Source organism: Bacillus sp. TE8-1 (assembly GCF_008368855.1).
Classification (GTDB): domain Bacteria; phylum Bacillota; class Bacilli; order Bacillales; family Bacillaceae_G; genus Bacillus_A; species Bacillus_A cereus.
Map to the genome: position 1 here is coordinate 132,077 of NZ_QPET01000009.1, position 21,939 is coordinate 154,015.

Below are 21,939 nucleotides of genomic sequence, written 5' to 3' on the forward strand. Positions count from 1 at the left end.
TGAGAGAAAAAAGAATAGCATCTGTAAAAACACTTACGTTGTGTAAGTTAAACAATAAAAAATATAACAATGGAAGAGAATTTTTAGAGATTCTCAATACTAGGAGGTACCTAATGGTTACAACAGATACAATTCATATGTTAGAAGATAAAATTCAATTTATACATCAAGATGGAAAGGATATTTCTTTAGTAGGCCCTATCAAATTACCACTTAATTTATATGGGGAGACTAAAGTTTTCCAATGGTATTCTTGGTTACAATGTAGTGAGGTTACAAATAGTGTAGAAGGAATTATCGAAAAACTCTCATCTATTAATTTAGCTGATATGCAGCAATCTAGTGTGCTTGTATATGGTGATTTTGAGAATTCTGAAGATGCCCTAATTCGTATGCATAGTATTTGTCACACCGGTGATATCTTTGGTAGTAAACGTTGTGACTGTGGATTTCAATTAAAGCAGTCTTTACAAATGATTACAGAACATGGTTCAGGTGCTTTATTTTACTTAGCGAATCATGAAGGAAGAGGAATTGGTTTGTTTAGTAAAGCTATGACGTACCTCTTGCAAGAAAATGGGTTAGATACAGTAGAAGCTAATCTGAACCTAGGTTTTGAAGATGATGTTCGAAACTATGATGATACAATTGAAGTATTAAAAGCGCTACGCTCAAAACCTGTAAAACTTATTACAAATAATCCAAAAAAATTAGAAGCGTTACAAAAAGCTGGATTAAATGTTACGAGTCGTGAACCGTTATGGGGTGATGTCTCAGAGTTTAATGAGAAATATTTGCAAACGAAGATTCAGCGTTCTGGACATTTTGAAGGGGGACACTTACATGCTTGAGCATGAATTGTATATGAAGCTAGCACTAGAAAATGCCAAGGCTATGAAGGGACAAACGACTCCAAATCCATTGGTTGGATCTGTAATTGTAAATGATAATCGAATTGTAGGGGTCGGAGCACATATGAAGGCCGGAGAACCACATGCCGAAATACATGCGATACGTATGGCTGGAGAACAGGCACGTGGTGGTACAATCTATGTAACTCTTGAACCTTGTTCTCATCATGGTAGAACAGGGCCTTGTGCTGAAGCAATTGTACAAGCAGGAATTAAGAAGGTAGTAGTTGCTACACTTGATCCAAACCCGCTTGTTTCTGGACGTGGAATTAAAATTCTACAAGATGCAGGTATTGAAGTACTTGTAGGAGTGTGTGAAGAAGAATCTAAAAAAATGAATGAAGTCTTTAATAAATATATTTTGATAAAGCGTCCATTTGTAACGATTAAATCAGGAGTTACATTAGATGGGAAAATCGCTACGTCTTCATCGGATAGTAAGTGGATTACATCTACAGAAGCAAGACAAGAAGTACACCAAATACGAAACGAAAATGCGGCTATTTTAGTAGGAGCGAATACTGTTCAAAAGGATAATCCATCATTGACAACGCGTATTCCAAATGGACGAAATCCAATTCGAATAATATTGGACTCGACATTACGCATACCGATGGAAGCTAACGTTGTTACAGATGGAGAAGCTCCTACCTGGATATTTACAACAAGTAATCATGCAGCGAAAAAAAAGAAAGCATTAGAAAATGCAGGAGTTAAAGTATTTGTTACTAGCGGAGAAAAGCATATAAACTTACATGAAATGCTTGATGTTTTAGGGCAAAAAGGAGTTTCCTCCCTGCTTATTGAAGGTGGTGGAGAGGTAAATGCTTCGTTTATTGAAAATAAATTGATGGATAAACTTATATTATATGTCGCACCAAAAATTATTGGGGGCAGATTGGCGCCTAGCTTTGTAGGGGGGACTGGTATTACTAAAATGCAAGATGCAATTGAATTTAAGGATATATCATTTACCCAGGTTGGAAAAGATTATAGATTTATTGGCTATCCAGAATATCGGAAAATATAAAGAGAATAAAAGCTACTTATATTTTCCGATAAATGGATTGCAGAAAGGAGCGATGAAGAGTGAAGTTTGGATTTGATATCGATGATACGTTAATTGATTTAAGGCAGCCTGCTTTTCATTTATATAATAAAAAATTAAACAAAAAAGTAGGATTGGATATATTTCATTCTTTAAAAACAATTGAAATTCATGAAGCATTTGGCATGAATTCGGAGGAAGGCAGTCATATGTGGAATAGTTTGCTGGATGAGATTTATTATACTTCTTGTTCACCGTTTCCATATGCAGTAGAGACATTACAAGAATTAGAAAGACAGGGACATGAAATATACTATATAACAGCTCGGCCTAAAGAGCATGGAGAGCAAACAAAAAAATGGTTAATAGAAAAAGGTTTTCCGGTACATGAAGATCGCTTTTTCTATGGAATGAAAGATGAAGAAAAAATACACTTCATACAAGAAATGAAATTAAACTATTTCTTTGATGATAAGCCAGCTGTCTTAGAAACGTTAATAGGAAAGCCAATAAAAGTGTATGCAAAAACTACTTCTTACAATCAACATCTCAATATCCCGCGTATTACAAGTTGGACAGAGTTAGGAGATATTATAAAGAAAGAAATGTGAGGATTTAACTGGAAAATCAAATAGAGCTAAGAGTATATTGAGTGTTACAATTTTAGAGGAAAGACATAGGTGTTATGTCTTTCCTTATTTTTTAATACTATCGTTTTTATTAGTGCGATGTGCTAGGAGTACTTCTAATAGAGAGGAAATAGAAAAATGAGCAATAAGAAAAATATTTTTAAGCTAGTCTTGTATAGCAGTGTAATTTATATATCAATGATGGGTTCCCCTGGTGCCACAATATTTTTGGATATTTTGGATGAGAAGTTTAAGAATTAATAGGGTGTGTTCATAATCATGAATTTTTGGAAAACCAAAATTACAATGTTAGGTTATTTTGAATCAGTAGTGGATGATATGCAAAATTGCATATCACAAAATAAACATCGTAATTTTTGGATTCTTGGTATAAAATACATTACTTAAACTATATATTAGAATGGAGAAAGTGAATTGGAATTATTAAGAAACAGTAAGGTTGGTACAAAACTAAACATATTAATAACTATATCAAGTATTGCATGTATAGTATTATCCCTAATAGGGTTTTGGGGATTAGAAAGAGGGAAAAGTACTTCCTCTAATATGTATGAGGATAATTTACTACCAATTGAGTGGATTGGTATTGTAGAATCTAATTTTTATCATGTTAATATGAACTTTATGGAAATTATGGTATCAAAAGATGAAAAAAGAATGAATGAATTAATAAGAGAAATGGACGGAATTCGTCAGGAAAATGATCATCTTTTAAAGCAGTTTGAGGCTAAAGTTATTTCTACTAAAGAAAAAGAATTATATAACACGTTTTATGAAACATTTAATGAATTAAGAACTCAAATGAAGAAAGCGCAAGAATTAGGGAAATCTAATAATGAGGAAGCATATGCATATTATCTAAAAGAGATTGAACCTAATATGCAAAAATCAATAAAATCAATTCGGGAATTGATTTTATATAATAGTAATAATGCAGAGCTTTTACAGAAGGAAAATAATAATAGTGCTCAAAATACAATGATAATGTTTATAAGTATTTCGCTTTTAGCAATTTTGATAATTATATTAATTGGATATATTATTAAATTAACTATCCGAAAACCACTTGTGTTACTACAAAATGATATGGAAAAAGTAGCAGCTGGAGATTTAACAACACGTACTCCTTATAAAGCAAATAATGAATTAGGGCATATTGTTCAGTCTTTTAATAGTATGTTAGATAACCTTCAACAATTAATTGCGAATGTTAAGATGACAACACAAGAGGTTATTTCTACTACGGAGGGCGTATTACAAGATACAAATCGAGCGTCTAGTATTTCAAATGAGGTTGTACAGACTGTTTTAGAAGTAAAAACAAAAATAGAAGGACAGGTAACTAGTATTCAGGAGAGCTCATCCTCAATGGAAGAAATTACAACAGGGGTGCAAACTGTAGCTGAATCTTCAGCAGTAGTCGCTGAGGTAGCAGTAACAACTACAGAACGAATAAATATCGGTAGTGAAGTGATAAATCACTCTATTCTTCAAATGAATAGTGTGCATGATGTTGTCGAGGAAACATCAAAAGTAATAAATAAACTTGTTACACGTACACAACAGATTGATACAGCTCTCGCTGCAATTACTAATATTGCCGAACAAACGAATCTTCTTGCCTTAAATGCCGCTATTGAAGCGGCACGTGCTGGAGAGAATGGGAAAGGATTTGCAGTGGTTGCCGCAGAAGTTCGAGACTTGGCTGAGCAATCTAAAGAATCTGCAAAAGAAGTTAATCATTTAATAAAATCCATTCAAAAAGATACCCAAGATACAGTTAATGTCATGCAAAAAGGACAACAAAAGGCAGTAGAAGGAAAAGAAGCTGCTTACAAAGCGAATCAAACCTTCTTGTCTATTATGAGAGATATTGATAAGATTACAAGTCAAATTCAAGAAGTATCCGCAGCGACAGAAGAGATGTCTGCTGGTACAGAAGAAGTAAATGCTTCTCTTTCGCTAGTTTCTGAAACTGCAACGGATGTGAAAAAGGAGACTCTTCAAACAGTAAATTCAATTCAATCACAGGCCGTATCAATTGAACAAATATCAATCCAATCCAACAAAATGAAAGAAAAGGTGGAAGAATTAACGGAACTGGTTTCAAAATTTAATATTACAGAACAAAAAGGATGAGTAAATCATAAAAGTTTACGTATGGCTATCAGCCTAAAAATAATTGATTTTTCGCGATTAAAAAGATTTTAGTAATTAATTCAATCACAAGTATAAAAACATGAAGACTTAAGGGTCTTCGTGTTTTTTTATTGAATAATGTATGAAAAAAATATTGATCATTATACGATATTTTGGAAGTTACCACAAAATATTCATATATGCAAAATTACATACATTAAATGATTGATAATCATGAATTAATGTAACTATAATAATTACACTGATAAATAACTTACTGGCCATAATTATAAGTGAGGAAGGAGGAATTTGTTTTATTGTATTTTGTATATAAAAAAATAGAAAAGGAGATATGCAAATGAAAAGATTACTTGTTATAGGCATCATGTATACAATGTTTTTCCTCATAGGAAATATACATTTACATGCTGATGAACGAACAAATGTAAAAGAAATTACTAGTTTAGAAGAGCCTACTTGGATATTTCAGGCGGGCATAAGTAAGGGTAAATATCACGATCGACAAGATTTAGGATTTATTTTGCAGAGAAATACAACATTAAAGGTAAGACAAACGAATCTTAATTTTAAAGACAAATTAACATTACGTTTATTGTCTAATGACTCTAAAAATGAAAAATCCATACAAGTAGGAAATGAATGGATTACCATTCAAGGTGATACGCCTTTAGTTCCTTTTATAGATACTCCGTATGGTGAAGAGCACGCTGTACTTGAGTACCAAGTAGGGAATGAAAGTGCTACTAAACCTCTTCCCATTTATAAACAACAAGGAAGTGTATCTCAATTTTTTAGCACATGGGATCAATTTGATGGAGAGTATGCATTAATTCAAGGGAAGAGTTTTCAATTATTTGTACCTAAAAAAGATAAAGAGTTAGTAAGATCTTTAAAAGATTTTCAATCGTTAGATGAGTTAATTGCGTATTATGAAGATATTTTTACGATGTATGATTCAATTATTGGTTTAGATGGCTCAACTGTTGAAAATAGAAAAAGTCAAAATCGTTATTTCTTAAAAGCGGATATATCCGGTGCTGGCGGTGCCTATTATGGCACAAATTGGACAGCGAATAGTTCAGATAGTACAAAAATGTGGTTAGATAAACTGAGTTGGGGAACTTTACATGAAATCGCTCACGGATACCAAGTTGGTTTTGATAATCAAGGAATATTTACAGGAGAAGTTTCTAATAATCTATTCGGTGTTCAATATCAATATAGCAAATATGGAAAAAAAGCAGATCAAGTTGGTTGGTTGTTTAATTTCGGGAAAAAGGAACAGGTAGAACGGAATTTATATAATGCTTTAATGAAAGAAAATAAAACTTATGATGATTTAGATTTACGACAAAAACTTATTCTTTTAACGATGGCGAAACAAAAAGCTGGCGATGAAGCTTTTGCAAAAATGTATCAAGGTTATCGAAAACTAGCTAGCAATGCTGCTTTCAAAAAAGGTGACCATTCTTTACCAGATTTAATGAATCAGTATTATAGTGAGAATGGACAAGTTGATTTTACACCTGTTTTTGAAAGATGGGGCTTTAAGCTTAATCATAAACAAATAGAGATGAATAGGGCGAAAGGTTTTCCGGCTGTTACTTCTTTAGCTTTTATAGTGCCTGAATCACAATTAGCGAAAGCAAGAGCTATAGTTGATCCGGATATTCCGATAAACTCCAATTTCGAAATAGTTACGAATCAGCAAATTGCTCCACTTGGACTAAAAGGGAATTTGCATATCCATTTAAAAACAAATGAAATAGATACATTGAAAGGAGGAAAAATTAAATTAAAAGAAGGGAATACAGTTGTTCAAGAGAAAACAATTGAAACAACAGATATCAATTTACAAGACGTACCAAATGGAGTTTATACAGTTGAGATTTCAGGTGGGAAAACGGATAGTATGTACCATTTTAGTTCGTATTATGCCTATGTAAAAGAAAAAGATAATAGTCTAACGATTGATGTTAACGAGATGAAAGTGAGTAAGTTGGTAAATCAAACGATTCAATTCCTAGGATTAGGAGATGAACAGTTTGCCGAATTAAATACAGACTTAGAGCAAAAGCAAGCTGTTTTTACAGTTACTACTAAAACTCCTCATAGCTATTATACAGATGAAAAATACGCATCAATAGAGGTGTTTAATGATAAGGGAGAAAAAATTTATACGAAGGAAATGGAAGGAACAAATGTAACGATAGTAAACGATAGCATTTCACTAAAAGAAGGATATAGAATTAAAATCTATCATGATGAAATAAAAAAACGATTAACTAGTAAAGCTACTATTATTAATCCCATGAATAAAACGAATGAATTTATAATGACAAAATGGGGATTGAAAAATACTTATTTGAAAAATAATCCAGAAGAAAATCTTATGCAAAGAATTGATGAAGAAATGGAAGAAATTATAGGTAATCCAGTTTTAAAAGAGATACCAATGCAAAAATTAGAAATGAAAAAGAATGTGTGGATGGCTATAAATATGTTATCAGAACCACAAAAAATAACGTATATAAATAAATATAAAGATAGCTTATATAATGAGTAATTTTTGAGAAATGAAATGAATCTAAAAGTAAAGACGCAATCTATCTATATTATGAGGAATCACAATTCATAAACAGTAGATAAACATAGATAGTTTGAAATATCTATGTTTCCAATTCTGAAAAACATTTATTTAACTTAATAATAAGATTGTAAAGGAGTAAGAATATGAAGAATTTCGTAAAGGTAGGTTTAACTACAGGAGTGGTGTTATCGGCGATTATGCCCTATGGAGGAGTACATGCGGCAACAGAAGATTTAAAAGTGGAAACAAAGGAGGATACGTTCCGAACAGGTAATTTAACAGCACCTTCTCAAAAATCAGCAGAAAATGTAGCAAAGGATGCACTAAAAGGAAAAACAGAACAAGCATTATCATCAAAGCAAGTTAATACGGAATCCAAAGTTAATTATAATGTTACGCAAAGTCGTAAATCTTATGATGGTACTACATTGGTACGTCTTCAACAAACGTATGAAGGACGTGATGTATACGGATATCAACTAACAGCACATATTAATGATGATGGTGTACTTACGAGCGTTTCGGGGGATAGTGCCCAAGATCTACAACAACAGGAAGATTTGAAACAACCTATTACTTTATCAGAAGAGGATGCAAAGAAACAGCTTTTTAACATCTATGGAAATGATCTTACATTTATTGAAGAACCAGAAATTAAACAAGTGGTATATGTAGATGAAAATACAAATAAAGCTACAAACGCATATCAAATTACTTTTAGTGCATCTACACCTGAATATGTATCTGGTACAGTATTAATTGATGCTTTTGGTGGTAATCTATTAAAAGAACTCGTTCAAAAATTGGGTATACAAGTAGATAGTAGTATTGTCCAATCTGCGACAGCAAATAAATCACAAGATCCTTCAAAATTAACAGGTACAGGAAAAGATGACTTAGGTATTAATCGTACGTTTGGAATTACGCAGCGAAGTGATGGAACGTACATGCTTGCAGATTATTCTCGTGGTAAGGGAATTGAAACATATACTGCTAATTATAAAGATTATAATAATTATAGAAGAAATGTATGGGGGTATCTCGATGATTTAGTAACAAGTAATTCTACAAATTTTACTGATCCTAAAGCAGTTAGTGCCCATTATTTAGCAACGAAAGTATATGATTTTTATCAAGAAAAATATGGCCGTAACAGCTTTGATAATAATGGGCAAAAAGTAATTTCTGTCGTTCATGGTTGGAACACAAATGGTACGAATAAAGGAAATCCTAAGCAGTGGTTTAATGCATTTAGTAATGGAGCTATGTTAGTATACGGAGATCCAATTGTTAGAGCATTTGATGTGGCAGGACATGAATTTACACACGCGGTTACAAGAAATGAGTCTGGACTTGAGTATGCAGGAGAAGCTGGTGCAATTAATGAGGCTCTATCTGATATTTTAGGAGTAGCAGTTGAAAAGTATGCCAATAACGGAAAGTTCAATTGGACAATGGGAGAACAATCAGGTCGTATTTTTAGAGATATGAAAAACCCATCATCCATCTCTTCTAGATATCCAGAGGATTATAGGTATTATAATAACTTACCTATTGATGCTGACCACGATCATGGTGGTGTACACACGAACTCTAGCATTATTAATAAAGTAGCTTACTTGATTGCTAGTGGTGGAAGCCATAATGGAGTAAATGTACATGGCATTGGAGAAGATAAAATGTTTGATATTTTCTATTATGCAAATACGGATGAATTAAATATGACTTCTGATTTTAAAGAATTAAAAGAAGCTTGTATTCGTGTAGCAACGAACTTATATGGTAAAGACTCATTAGAAGTACAAGCTGTCCAACAAGCCTTTAAAGCAGCTTATATTTAATATTATTGTGATGAATTATAAACTCTTTTATTTTAATATAGTGATTAATTTGTATGTATAGACAAAAACCTTGTAGAATTTTTCTGCAAGGTTTTTTTGGATGTTATCCCGCTATTTGCCGGGCAGTAAGACCCTGCCTCAAAATTCAGCGGAAGCAAAGAAGTTAGGTGGGGGTCGGGCTGATTAAAGTTTCACTTTATGTTATATGGTTTTTAGTTAATTAGGATAAAAAATAATCCTATAACTGTATGTAAGAATGTGTAATTTTACACTCTTTTTTATGATAGAAAAGGATACTACGTTAGTAAATATAAAAAGTTAGAAATTATAGTATATAGGGCACTTTTTTGTTCCTATGGAACTTTAAAGTGCGTAATTTTCTTTATCGTTAATATATATCATAATGGTATTTATTAGTTGGTTTTAGCGTTACTTTGCTGTTGATGTAATTTTTTAACATTACAATGATTAGAATCAGAATTATCGAGTAAATCTAAATGATGATAATTTCGATTTTTAATTCAGTACAGAGTGCAATAGCTACATAATTTTCGTTTATCCCGCTATTTGCCGGGTCGGGCTGCCCGTAAAAGCCCGATTGGTGAAGGCTAATAATCAGTGGAGGATGAACCCCCCACTGATTAAAGTTTCACTTTATACTCTTTCGAAAAAAGGGTGGATCTGCTTATTTTTTGTTAAAGATAAGAGAAGTGAACCACAATATAAACGTAATTATTTATTTCAACGTAAGTCAATCATTTAGCACATGAATTTGGAGGGATTTATATGCATATGCAATTAAAAGGAAAAACAGCACTGGTTACTGGATCTACGGCAGGGATTGGAAAAGCAATTGCCACTTCATTAGTAGCGGAAGGAGCTACTGTACTTATTAATGGACGCCGTGAAGAAAATGTTAATCAAACGATAAACGAAATTCGAGCGCAGTATCCGGATGCTATCCTTCAACCCGTAGTAGCTGATTTAGGAACAGAACAAGGGTGCCAAAATGTGATTGAAAAGTACCCTGAAGTAGACATTCTTATTAACAACTTAGGAATTTTTGAACCTGTAGAATATTTTGATATTCCTGATGAAGATTGGTTTAAATTGTTTGAAGTCAATATTATGAGTGGTGTTCGACTTACTCGCTCGTATTTAAAACAAATGATTGAAAGAAAAGAAGGAAGAGTCATCTTTATTGCTAGCGAAGCAGCTATTATGCCATCTCAAGAAATGGCTCATTATAGTGCGACTAAAACGATGCAACTCTCACTTTCTCGCAGTTTAGCTGAGCTGACGACAGGAACGAATGTGACTGTTAATACTATCATGCCTGGTTCGACTTTAACGGAAGGAGTGGAGACTATGTTAAATAGTCTTTATCCTAATGAGCAATTGACAATAGAAGAAGCTGAGAAGCGATTTATGAAAGAGAATCGACCAACCTCTATTATTCAAAGACTTATTCGACCGGAAGAAATTGCTAATCTTGTCACTTTCTTAAGCAGTCCACTTTCTTCAGCAATTAATGGTTCCGCGTTGCGAATAGACGGGGGATTAGTACGTAGTGTATTTTAATAAAAAAGCAAATTGCGATATGAAAACAGCCGAATTTTTCTACTATAAGAAAAATTCGGCTGTTATTTTTTTACTTGTTGTAAAGGAGGAAAAGCGTTTAGCGTTGTGGCATCTCTCATGTTAAATTGGTAATTAAGAAAAAGGTATGCTCCATTTGAAGCATACCTTTTTAGTTTGCAATTTTATTTATTTGTATCTAGCTCGTCTTGATTATCAAATTTCTCTAAAACCTTTAATAAAATAGTTAAGATAATTGTGGATACGATTGCAATAATTAAAATGCCATGAGGTGATAGTTGAACCGAGGTTAATCCAACTTTAGCTATGCCAAAATACCCCACATAAGTAGCTAAGAATGATGTAACCACTGAAATCGTAAATCCTAAAAATCCTAATTCATCTAGTTTCTTTTCAGGTAATCCACATACACTTAAAATCTTAGTAAAAATAGCAGCTATTATGAATAACTCAATGGACAGAATAAATAATGACATGACTCCAGAATATACAATTTCATCTGGCATCCATTTCCCTAATGCTAGCATGAGAAGAGCAGGAAGGAAGAGTGGTAAAAATAGTCCTAAAATCATGACTACGCTTTCCATTTTATTTGGTGCTTCATTATTATTTTGATTGCTCATAAATCCTCCTAAATAGTAATATGAATGATAGTCTCATGAAGAGTTCAACATATACTATCACATTAAATTATTGAATTTAATATTATTTTTTATTCAGAAAATGGGGTGCAATTGAGGTCCTCAAAATATGGGTTATTTTCGTATTTTAACTGTAAGAAATTATACAGTTGGATTCAACTGGGGTTTTCAAGGATTAGATAGTTCAGCAGTAAATTTTAGATATGTATGTAGCATATATGTAGAGGGAATTAAAAACTATAATAAATAAAGTTGCATAAATTGACCTTTATGCAACTTTATTGTTCTTCCTACAATCACTGGCATCATGAAATTTGATAAATGATGTTAGCAATAAAGGAATCTTATTTATTCTGTTACTTTCTAGCAACGAGCAATCATTATTTTTATCGGACTATAATTACCAAACGTTTTTCAACACTATTTTCCCAATTGCTTTATTTGACTCCAAATATTCATGTGCTTGTGCAACTTCATCAAACGTAAAAAGTTTAGAATCTAGCAATGGTCGAAGGTGTCCTTCTTCTACTATTTGCGTTAGTTTAGTTAAAATTTCCCCGCAAGCGTCACGTTTATCTGTATGTAATATTTTTAAAGCCATAAAAGTAACGTGCAGAGAGAGTCCTTTTGCGTGTAAAGGAGAGAGGTCATGGGTTGAACGAGCTGCAATTGTTACGACAGTTCCGTTGACCGCAGCAGCTTCAAAAGAATGATCAAGATTCTTGCCGCCTACTGTATCAAATATAACTTCAAATCCGTTTCCGTTCGTATGTTTTTGTACATATTCTTGAACAGATTCTTCTTTATAATTAATGGCTACGTCAGCTCCCAGACGATGAGCTATTTCAATTTTTTTCTGCTGAGAAGCGGTTGTAAAAACTTTAGCGCCTGCCCATTTAGCTAGTTGAATGGCTACGTGTCCTACGCCACCAGTAGCTCCATGAATGAGTACATTTTGACCAGATTTAATATTTGCACGATCAAATAAAGATTCCCAAGCTGTAATTGCAACTAATGGTAGAGCAGCTGCTTCTTCCATTGTTACATTTTTAGGTTTGTGAGCAATCAATCGCGTATCAGCAAGCATAAATTCTGCAAGTGCACCACCAGTTTCTTTAAAACCTCCGGCACATCCATATACTTCATCACCAGTTTTGAATTTCGAAACACCTTCTCCTACTTCTATAACAATACCAGCGACATCGCCGTGTAATACAGCTGGAAATTCAGGCGCAACTGATGAAACAGCGCCACTGCGCATTTTCGTATCGATTGGATTTACACTTGTTGCTTTTACATGAATTAGAACATGACCTGGTAAAAGTTTCGGTTTTGAAACTTCTTCTAATTGAAATACAGATGAATCACCAAAAGAATGGATAATTTGTGCTTTCATTGTTTATACCTCCTGTTCGTGGTTATAGCATAGCAAAGTACAAAAAATAAGTATAATATTTTGAATTTGGTTAGTAACAATTTTATATAAAAAAAGGGAACGTACATGAAATAATGTAACGTATTTGCAAAAGCAACAGTACAGCTTTTTGAAGAAAGGATAGATGTGATTTTTGCAGCATGATTTATTCATTATGTTTATTACTACTCACTTAGTATAGGTACTTTAAAGTGCCTACATCACTTTAAAGTACGTACTGTTATTCATGTTATGGCCGATTTATAATAACACTCGTAGCACAAAGAAAGTTATAACGATGACAATCGGCAACAATGTGGTGTTGCAGTGTTGCTTATAAATTTTGAGAAGAAATATGAAAAGTATAGGTTTATATGAATGAGGGAAAGTGAGTGAAACACATGGAAAAGTTTGCGAACCATTTTGGATATAATCGTATGTTTGCGAAAGATCAACTTACGTTAGGAGTTCACATTCCGATTGAAAATTATCAGTTTCATGCTCCAACGATGGAAAAACAAGTAGAGTTAGTACAAAAAGCGGAACAATACGGTTTTACAGGTGTATGGCTTCGCGATGTATTGCTGCAAGACCCTGATTTTGGTGATCCTGCAACAGGTCAAATTTACGATATGATGATTTATTTGACGTATTTAGCAAGCAAGACAGAGAAAATCGCATTTGGAACGTCGGCAACAGTGTTGTCACTTCGTCATCCATTGCGTGTAGCAAAAGAAATTGCTACATTAGATCAACTATTTCCAGAAAGAATTATGCTTGGCGTTTCATCCGGTGACAGACGTGCCGATTTCAAAGCATTAGGTGTTAGCCATGAAACACGAGGTGAAAAGTTTAGAGAAGCATTTGCTTACTTGGAAGAAATTTTGTATAAAAACTTCCCGTCTATCCAGTCGACACTAGGAGAAGTTCATGGTGCGAATTTAGTTCCAAAACCGTCTAAACGTGTTCCAACCTTTATTACAGGTTTTAGTCAGCAAAATATGGAATGGTTCGCTGAACATGGAGATGGATGGATGTATTATCCACGTAGTCCGGTGCATCAGGCGGGAGCAATTGGACAATGGAGAGAACGAGTAGAGGATTATCATCCAGATGTATTCAAACCATTTATACAACCGATGCATTTAGATTTATCTGAAGATCCAAATGAACGTCCTACACCGATACGTTTAGGTTACCGTACAGGGCGTAAGGCACTAATTGAATTACTTGATATATATAAAAGTATTGGTGTGAATCATTTATTCCTTGCTCTATTTGATGGTCAACGTCCAGCTGACGAAGTATTGGATGAGCTAGGAGAAGAAGTGCTGCCGCATTTCCCAGCCTTGTAAAGGAGTGAAAAGAATGAAAGCAATAGGACTTATGCAATATGGAGATAAAAGTGTACTACAAGAGATTGAAATGCAGACACCGCTATTGGAAGACAACGATGTACTGATTGAAGTATATGCAGCTGGTGTAAATCCTGTGGATTGGAAAATACGTGAGGGTTTACTTCAAGACGTAATTTCTTATGACTTCCCGCTCGTTTTAGGATGGGATGTTGCAGGTGTAGTTGCTTCTATAGGAAAAAACGTTACCGCATTTAAAGTGGGGGATGAAGTATATAGTCGTCCAGATATTGAACGAAATGGTACTTATGCAGAGTACGTGGCTGTAGATGAGAAGTATGTAGCGAAAAAACCGAGAAATCTATCTTTTGAGGAAGCAGCATCAATCCCTCTAGTAGGTTTGACAAGTTGGCAAAGTTTAGTAAAATTCGCTAATGTTCAAAAGGGTAATAAGGTTTTAATTCATGCTGGATCTGGCGGGATTGGTACGTTTGCTATTCAGCTAGCAAAAAGCTTCGGTGCATATGTTGCAACTACGACTAGTACGAAAAACATGCAATTTGTAAAGGATCTAGGCGCTGATACTGTCGTCGATTACAAAACGGAAGACTTTTCTTTGCTTTTGCATAATTACAATATTGTATTTGATGTGTTAGGTGGGGATGTATTAAAGAATAGTTATAAAGTGCTTGCCCCAAATGGAAAGTTAGCGTCTATTTATGGTCCGAAAGGTATGAAAATTCCGCAAACCGAGATATCAAGAGAGAAAAATATTGAGAGTGACCATATATTTACTGAACCTAACGGATATGAACTTTCTCTTATTACAGAATTAATTGAGAGCGGGAAGATTAAACCTGTTGTCACGCATGTGTTGCCTTTACATGTAGAAGGTGTAAAAAAAGCACACCACATAAGTGAGTCAGAACGTGCTCTTGGGAAAATTGTATTGAAGAAACATTGGTAAAGTATGAGGTTTTAGAGACAGTATTGTGCTAAGTAGCGAATGAACTTATATATTCTATTCTAGCAATTGTTTTAAAAGGGAGAGAACAAATGGATTCAATGACATTTCTTTTACCCCGCATTAACAGGCAGTAAGACCCCCACCTCAAAATTCAGCGATATCATAGAAGTTAGGTGGGGCAACTGCCTGTAAAAGCCCGATTGGTTCAACTAATAATCAGTGGGGATGAACAAAACCCCCACTGATTAAAGTTTCACTTTATCCGGAGCGACAGGGGGATTTAGCGAAATGCAAAATTTATCCTGCTTTATATAAACTATTTAGTAATCAAAATATACCACAATCTATTTCGATTATCGGTATCGGCAGAAGGGTAATGTCAGATGTGGAATTTCAAACAAAGGTAGAACAATCCCTTGCTACATTTTCTAGAAGATCTACTGATGATGAATTAGGAGTAGAAGAATTTATTAGCACATTTCGTTATTGTCAATTAAATACAGCGAATATAGAGGACTATCAAGATTTGTTGCGTCTTGTAAAGAGGCGTGAAACAGAATTAAACATTCCTGAAAACCGCATGTTTTACCTATCTGTTATACCAGAAGTATTTGATGTCATTGCTTTAAATATTAAGGAAAGTGGATTGTGGGCTACAAAAGGATTGAACCGTCTTATTATAGAGAAGCCTTTTGGTTATCATGTAACGTCTGCTCGTGAGTTTAATGGAAAAATGATTGAAGATTTTGATGAAACTGACATTTGTTATATCAATCATTATCTTTGAAAATGAATGGTAATTAGGAATACACTTAGAAAAGCATTACGAAATAAATAGTATGTAATGCAAGACATTTTTATTGACGATAATAATTTATATGGTTAATATACTAGACATAAGATTATTTAATTACTAAAAGTAATCAAATATAAAATGTTTCGTTAAATTCTATAAATAAGTAGGTTGTAGTAGAAATGCTTTGAATTGCCACTATTAATATTGGGGACAATGAGAGAGCGAAAGGTATAAAAAGAATTGGAATTAGATAACTCTTTGTTTTTTATAAAAACAGGAAGTATAAGAGTATGAGCTTCTGTACAATTCATTTTTAGTATATTGAAGAGGATTATACAACAAGAGGGGGACTGAACTTGGAATCAATGACCTTTGTTTTATTTGGAGCGACAGGGGACTTAGCGAAACGCAAAATTTACCCCGCGCTATATAACTTATATAGAGATCAAAAGCTTCCAAAGCAAATATCTGTTATCGGGCTTGGAAGACGTCAAGTATCTCACGAAGATTTTCAAGAAAGAATAAAAGAATCAATAGAGACGTTTTCTCGTCAGAGGGAAGAAGGTACTCCGGAACTGGAAGGTTTTTTAGATAATTTTCGCTATTGTCCATTAGATGTGAGTAAGCCGGAAGACTATGAGAGATTATTACAAGTCGTTCGTGAAAGGGAAGAAGAACTACATATAAAAGGTAATAGAATGTTCTATCTTTCAGTTGCTCCTGAATTTTTCGAGACGATTGCTTTAAATATTAAGGAAAGCGGACTTGATAAAACAGATGGATGGAAACGCCTGATGATTGAGAAACCGTTTGGGCACGACCTTGCATCTGCTCGTGAGCTGAATGATAAGCTTAGTCGCACGTTTGAAGAAGACGAGATATACCGTATTGATCATTATTTAGGTAAACCGATGATTCAAAACCTTGAAGCGCTAGAATTTGCAAATCCTGTTCTCCAGTCGATTTGGAATAAAGAACATATAGCGAATGTACAAATCACAGCTAGTGAAACAGTTGGGGTTGAAGAAAGGGCAGGATATTATGACCAGGCAGGAGCCATTCGAGATATGGTTCAAAATCATATGTTACAAATATTAATGATGACTGCTATGAATCTGCCGGAAAAGGTTAATGCATGTGAAATTCGAGAGGAAAAGCGAAAGGTAATGGAGACGCTTCGTAAAGTGAAAAAAGAAGACGTTCAAAACCATATCATTCGCGGACAATACGCTTCAGGAGAGATAAAAGGCGGGCAAGTTGTAGCATATAAAGAGGAACCAGGAGTAAATCCTTCTTCTAACATAGACACATTTGTTGCTGCTCGCTTGTGGATCGATAATCCATTTTGGACTGGCGTTCCCTTTTATATACGAACAGGTAAACGAATGAAAGAAAAGTCTACTCGTATTGTAATCGAATTTAAAAATACGTTAAAACAGCAATATCAAGATAGTAATCCAAATGCAGCACCTAACTTGTTAATAATTGAAATTAGCCCAGGTGAGAACGTTTCATTACAGTTAAATAGTAAAAATCCATTAAAAAATGGAGAAATTGAACCGATGCGTATTAACTTTACTTGTGAGCAAGCAGATGTGGGAGTACCTGAAGCGTATGAAAGACTCATTCATGATGCTGTGAGTGGAGACGCTACATTCTTTGCACATTGGAAAGAAGTTGAATTGTCATGGGAATGGGTACAACCAATTCTTGAAGCATTCGAGGAAAACTTATTACCACTTCATGAATATGAGTCTGGTTCATATGGTCCAGATGCGTCGAATGAATTATTGCAAGAAAGTGGATTTAAATGGTGGTTAGATCAAGAAACGGAAAAATAAGTACTTTCTTTCATGAAAGCATGTAGGGGGACGATTACTATGACACAAAACATAAATCAATTAGCAGTGAATACAATTCGTACGTTATCAATTGATGCTATTAATGCGGCAAATTCAGGTCATCCAGGTCTTCCGATGGGAGCAGCACCGATGGCTTATGCATTATGGGCGAATCATTTAAATCACAATCCTAATCACCCAGAATGGTTTAACCGTGATCGATTCGTTTTATCAGCGGGACACGGATCGAGCCTACTGTATAGCTTACTTCATTTAGCTGGATATGACGTTTCAATTGATGACTTGAAAAACTTCAGAAAGTTAAATAGTAAAACACCAGGACATCCTGAGTTTGGTCATACTCCTGGAGTTGAAGCGACGACAGGCCCGTTAGGACAAGGGATTGCTAATGCTGTCGGAATGGCAATGGCAGAAGCTCATTTAGCAGCGAAGTTCAATAAGGATGGTCACTCTATTATAGATCACAATACGTACGCATTAGTCGGAGATGGTGACTTAATGGAGGGTGTCGCTTATGAAGCGATGTCAATGGCAGGACATATGAAACTTGGCAAGTTAATTGTACTGTATGATTCAAATGAAATTTCACTTGATGGTGAATTAGGCATTGCTTTCTCTGAAGATATTCAGAAAAGGGCAGAATCTGTACATTGGCAATATGTAAGAGTTGAAGATGGAAACGATGTCGATGCTATTACAAAAGCCATTACATTAGCGAAAGAAAATACGGATCAACCTACTCTTATAGAAATTAGAACCATTATAGGTTATGGAAGTCCAAAAGTTGCTGGAACGAACAAAGCACATGGTAATCCGCTTGGAGTAGAAGAGGCAACAGCGACAAAACAAGTGTATGGTTGGGATTATGAGGAAGACTTCTTTGTGCCTGAAGAAGTAACAGCTCATTTTAATGAACTGAAACAAAAAGGCATTGAAAAAGAGAATGAATGGAATGAGCAGTTCAACGTATACAGAGAGTCAAACCCTGCACTAGCAGATGAATTAGAAAAAGCGATTACAGGTGAGGTTTTAATCGAAGCGAAAGACATTCTATCCTTTGATACTGAAAAAACGATTTCTACTCGTGTTGCAAGTGGGGAAGCTATTAATCATTATGTGAAAACGATTCCTTCTATTTTCGGTGGAAGTGCAGATCTTTCTCATTCTACGATGACAGATATAAAAGGTGAAGCAGTATATGCAGTAGAATCGTATGCTGGCCGCAATATATACTTCGGTGTACGTGAACATGCAATGGGCGCGGCAGCGAATGGACTGGCTCTTCATGGAGGGGTAAAACCATTCGTAAGTACATTCTTTGTATTTAATGACTATCTTCGTCCATCGATTCGACTTGCTGCACTGCAAAAGTTACCTGTTACTTACGTATTTACACATGATTCGATCGCTGTAGGAGAAGATGGTCCAACGCATGAACCTATTGAACATTTAGCAGCGCTTCGAGCAATTCCTGGTCTAACAGTTATCCGTCCGTCAGATGCAAATGAAACAGCAAGTGCTTGGGCGTATGCTTTACAGCAAACGGATGGTCCAGTCGTTTTAGTACTGAGTCGTCAAAATTTACCGGTGTTTAATGAAACGAAAGCGAACATAGAGAATCTCTCTAAAGGAGCTTACGTATTAACGGAAACAAATGAAAATCCGGATGTAATTTTAATTGCGACAGGTTCTGAAGTATCCTTAGCTGCTAGTGCAAAAGCAAAACTAGAAGAAGACAATGTCTCTGTTCGCATCGTTGCAATGCCGAGCTGGGAGTTATTCGATCGTCAATCGAATGAATATAAAGAATCCGTTCTTCCGTCTTCTGTAACGAAACGAGTATCTCTTGAGATGGGTGTATCTCTCGGGTGGGAGCGTTATGTAGGACAAGAAGGAAAAGTACTATCAATTGAAACATTTGGAGCTTCAGGCACTGGAGCTGAAGTCATGAATCTATTTGGATTTACGATAGAAAATGTTGTTCAAATTACAAAAAATGTGTTGAATTCTTAAGCTATGACTGTGAATACCTTTCTAGATTTATCAATACTGAATGGTATTCAAAATCGTAGTGATATGAATTTTTAATAAAAGATAATCTGAGGAGGAATTATATTATGCAAGTAGGATTAATTGGGTTAGGTAAAATGGGATTAAATTTAGGGAAAAATTTAATGGATCATAAACATGAAGTAGCAGCATTTGATTTAAATGCAAGTGCAGTGGAAGAAATGAAAGAGTACGGGGCAACAGGTACATCTAGTTTAAGTGAACTTGTTCAGTCATTACAATCACCAAGAATTCTTTGGGTAATGGTACCACACGCTGTTGTTGATTCTGTTATTGATGAGGTTACACCACTTTTATCAAAAGGAGATATTTTAATTGAAGCAGGTAATTCACATTATAAAGAGTCTATCCGCCGATATGAACAATTAAAGAAAGATGGCATTCACTTTATGGATGCAGGAACTTCTGGCGGAATGGAAGGCGCTCGTAATGGTGCTTGTTACATGATCGGAGGAGATCAAGAAGCTTGGGACATCGTTGAACCTATCTTCCGCGATACTGCTGTAGAAAATGGATTTTTATATGCTGGAAAAGCTGGTAGTGGTCACTTCTTAAAAATGGTTCACAACGGAATTGAATACGGTATGATGGCTGCTATTGGTGAAGGATTTGAGATTCTAGAGAAAAGTGAATTTGACTACGATTATGAAAAAGTATCAAGAGTATGGAACAACGGTTCAGTCATTCGCTCTTGGTTAATGGAATTAACAGAAAATGCATTTTCTAAAGATGCAAAACTGGATGAAATTAAGGGTGTTATGCATTCTTCTGGTGAAGGAAAATGGACAGTAGAAACAGCATTAGACCTTCAAACAGCAACTCCTGTTATCGCAATGTCTCTATTAATGCGCTACCGCTCATTAGACAATGATACATTTACAGGAAAAGTTGTAGCAGCTCTGCGCAATGAATTTGGCGGACATGCAGTAGAAAAGAAATAAACATCTTAAAAATTTAACTCATTGATGTTTAAAAAATGGAGGGAATAGATCATGAAGTTTTTTATTGATACTGCAAATCTTGAGGACATAAAAAAAGCATATAAACTTGGAGTTTTAGCTGGTGTTACAACAAATCCTTCTTTAGTAGCAAAAGAGGGCATTAAGTTTGAAGACCGTATTGCAGAAATTTGTCAGGCAGTGCCGAAAGTTGAATCTGTTTCGGCAGAAGTAACGCCAGATGCTGTTACAGCTGAAGAGATGATCGCTCAAGCAGAGGAACTGATTAAGATTAACGGCGGCGATGAAAAAGTTACAATAAAACTTCCGATGACGCTAGCAGGATTAGAAGCTTGTCGCTATCTTACTGAAAAAGGTGTAAAAACGAACGTTACACTTATTTTCACCGTGAACCAAGCACTTTTAGCAGCTCGAGCAGGTGCAACGTATGTTTCTCCATTTTTAGGGCGCTTAGATGATATTTCTGAAGATGGCGTATTATTAGTTGCTAAAATTGCTGAATTATTCGATCTTCATCAATTAGATACACAAATTATTGCGGCTTCTGTTAGACATCCAGATCACGTAACTCGTGTAGCGATGGCAGGTGCTCACATTGCAACAATCCCTTATAAAGTAATCGAGCAACTTGCTATGCACCCATTAACAGATCAAGGTATTGAGAAGTTTGCTGCGGATTGGGCGAAAGCTCCTAAATTATAATGCATAAAAGTGAAGGGGCTTTCCGAAAATTGCTTTTCATGAGAGGACAAATCCTAAGTAACTTCATCGTTTAAACTGGATCCTGAGTTTGTAGTCTTACTACGTGAAAACAGCAGAGAAGAAAGTGTCATTCACTTTTGAAGAAGGAAAATATGCTCGTATGAAGCATGTATAAAATAACACTATAATTATGAAAGAGAAATCCCCTTATCAGAGAGAGTAGTTAACATGTATCTCTGATAAGGGAGATTCTTTTTGTATAAATTATTATTTTGTGAATATGATTTGTATATCGATATATAAATTCTTACTCATGAAAGAACGATATAGGTTCTCTTAATTGTATAGTAATTTTGAAAGGGTTTACATAAAGG

Annotated in this window: 16 protein-coding genes; 14 read left to right on the forward strand and 2 right to left on the reverse strand. The window is 34.8% G+C overall.

The window, feature by feature from the left end; all coding sequences use genetic code 11:
- Positions 1–113: 113 nt before the first annotated feature.
- The 7 genes from DN404_RS07220 (at position 114) to DN404_RS07255 (ending at position 10,781) form a co-directional block, all read left to right on the forward strand.
- Positions 114–851 (forward strand): GTP cyclohydrolase II, encoded by a 738-nt coding sequence (locus DN404_RS07220; protein WP_149214896.1) that lies wholly within the window; start codon positions 114–116, stop codon positions 849–851.
- Positions 844–1,941 (forward strand): bifunctional diaminohydroxyphosphoribosylaminopyrimidine deaminase/5-amino-6-(5-phosphoribosylamino)uracil reductase RibD, encoded by a 1,098-nt coding sequence (ribD, locus tag DN404_RS07225; protein ID WP_149214897.1) that lies wholly within the window; start codon positions 844–846, stop codon positions 1,939–1,941. The genes DN404_RS07220 and ribD overlap by 8 nt, the downstream gene beginning before the upstream one ends.
- Positions 1,942–2,000: 59 nt before the next feature.
- Positions 2,001–2,570: a 5' nucleotidase, NT5C type gene (locus DN404_RS07230; protein ID WP_149214898.1), complete on the forward strand. Its 570-nt coding sequence runs from the start codon at positions 2,001–2,003 to the stop codon at positions 2,568–2,570.
- A gap of 453 nt (positions 2,571–3,023) precedes the next feature.
- A complete protein-coding gene (locus DN404_RS07235) occupies positions 3,024–4,748 on the forward strand; it encodes a methyl-accepting chemotaxis protein (protein ID WP_000422012.1) in 1,725 nt (574 codons plus the stop codon).
- A gap of 358 nt (positions 4,749–5,106) precedes the next feature.
- A complete protein-coding gene (locus tag DN404_RS07240) occupies positions 5,107–7,335 on the forward strand; it encodes a putative mucin/carbohydrate-binding domain-containing protein (protein WP_149214899.1) in 2,229 nt (742 codons plus the stop codon).
- 167 nt (positions 7,336–7,502) lie between these two features.
- On the forward strand, positions 7,503–9,200 hold the full coding sequence (locus DN404_RS07245) for a M4 family metallopeptidase (protein WP_078994362.1): 1,698 nt from the start codon (positions 7,503–7,505) through the stop codon (positions 9,198–9,200).
- 786 nt (positions 9,201–9,986) lie between these two features.
- The gene (locus DN404_RS07255) at positions 9,987–10,781 is read left to right on the forward strand and encodes an SDR family NAD(P)-dependent oxidoreductase (protein ID WP_098818537.1); all 795 of its coding nucleotides are present in this window, start codon (positions 9,987–9,989) and stop codon (positions 10,779–10,781) included.
- A 182-nt stretch (positions 10,782–10,963) separates the two neighbouring features.
- Here the strand turns inward: DN404_RS07255 and DN404_RS07260 are convergent, their stop codons facing one another.
- Together DN404_RS07260 and DN404_RS07265 are read right to left on the reverse strand one after the other, a co-directional pair.
- A complete protein-coding gene (locus DN404_RS07260; protein WP_098276738.1) occupies positions 10,964–11,422 on the reverse strand; it encodes an epimerase in 459 nt (152 codons plus the stop codon).
- 418 nt (positions 11,423–11,840) lie between these two features.
- On the reverse strand, positions 11,841–12,836 hold the full coding sequence (locus DN404_RS07265) for a zinc-dependent alcohol dehydrogenase family protein (RefSeq protein WP_149214900.1): 996 nt from the start codon (positions 12,834–12,836) through the stop codon (positions 11,841–11,843).
- A 419-nt stretch (positions 12,837–13,255) separates the two neighbouring features.
- Here DN404_RS07265 and DN404_RS07275 point away from each other — a divergent pair, with 419 nt between their 5' ends.
- From DN404_RS07275 to fsa, 7 genes are all read left to right on the forward strand, one after another.
- On the forward strand, positions 13,256–14,209 hold the full coding sequence (locus tag DN404_RS07275) for an LLM class oxidoreductase (protein ID WP_042867147.1): 954 nt from the start codon (positions 13,256–13,258) through the stop codon (positions 14,207–14,209).
- 13 nt (positions 14,210–14,222) lie between these two features.
- Positions 14,223–15,176: an NADP-dependent oxidoreductase gene (locus tag DN404_RS07280; protein WP_016122894.1), complete on the forward strand. Its 954-nt coding sequence runs from the start codon at positions 14,223–14,225 to the stop codon at positions 15,174–15,176.
- Between the two features lie 295 nt (positions 15,177–15,471).
- The gene (locus tag DN404_RS07290; RefSeq protein ID WP_071739363.1) at positions 15,472–15,963 is read left to right on the forward strand and encodes a glucose-6-phosphate dehydrogenase; all 492 of its coding nucleotides are present in this window, start codon (positions 15,472–15,474) and stop codon (positions 15,961–15,963) included.
- Between the two features lie 365 nt (positions 15,964–16,328).
- Entirely contained in the window at positions 16,329–17,813 is a 1,485-nt protein-coding gene (gene zwf, locus DN404_RS07295) for a glucose-6-phosphate dehydrogenase (RefSeq protein ID WP_016122892.1), read from the forward strand.
- Between the two features lie 39 nt (positions 17,814–17,852).
- The gene (gene tkt, locus DN404_RS07300) at positions 17,853–19,847 is read left to right on the forward strand and encodes a transketolase (RefSeq protein ID WP_149214902.1); all 1,995 of its coding nucleotides are present in this window, start codon (positions 17,853–17,855) and stop codon (positions 19,845–19,847) included.
- Positions 19,848–19,951: 104 nt separating this feature from the next.
- Positions 19,952–20,845: a phosphogluconate dehydrogenase (NAD(+)-dependent, decarboxylating) gene (gene gnd / locus DN404_RS07305; RefSeq protein WP_001195911.1), complete on the forward strand. Its 894-nt coding sequence runs from the start codon at positions 19,952–19,954 to the stop codon at positions 20,843–20,845.
- A 51-nt stretch (positions 20,846–20,896) separates the two neighbouring features.
- Entirely contained in the window at positions 20,897–21,565 is a 669-nt protein-coding gene (gene fsa, locus DN404_RS07310; RefSeq protein ID WP_149214903.1) for a fructose-6-phosphate aldolase, read from the forward strand.
- Positions 21,566–21,939 lie beyond the last annotated feature (374 nt).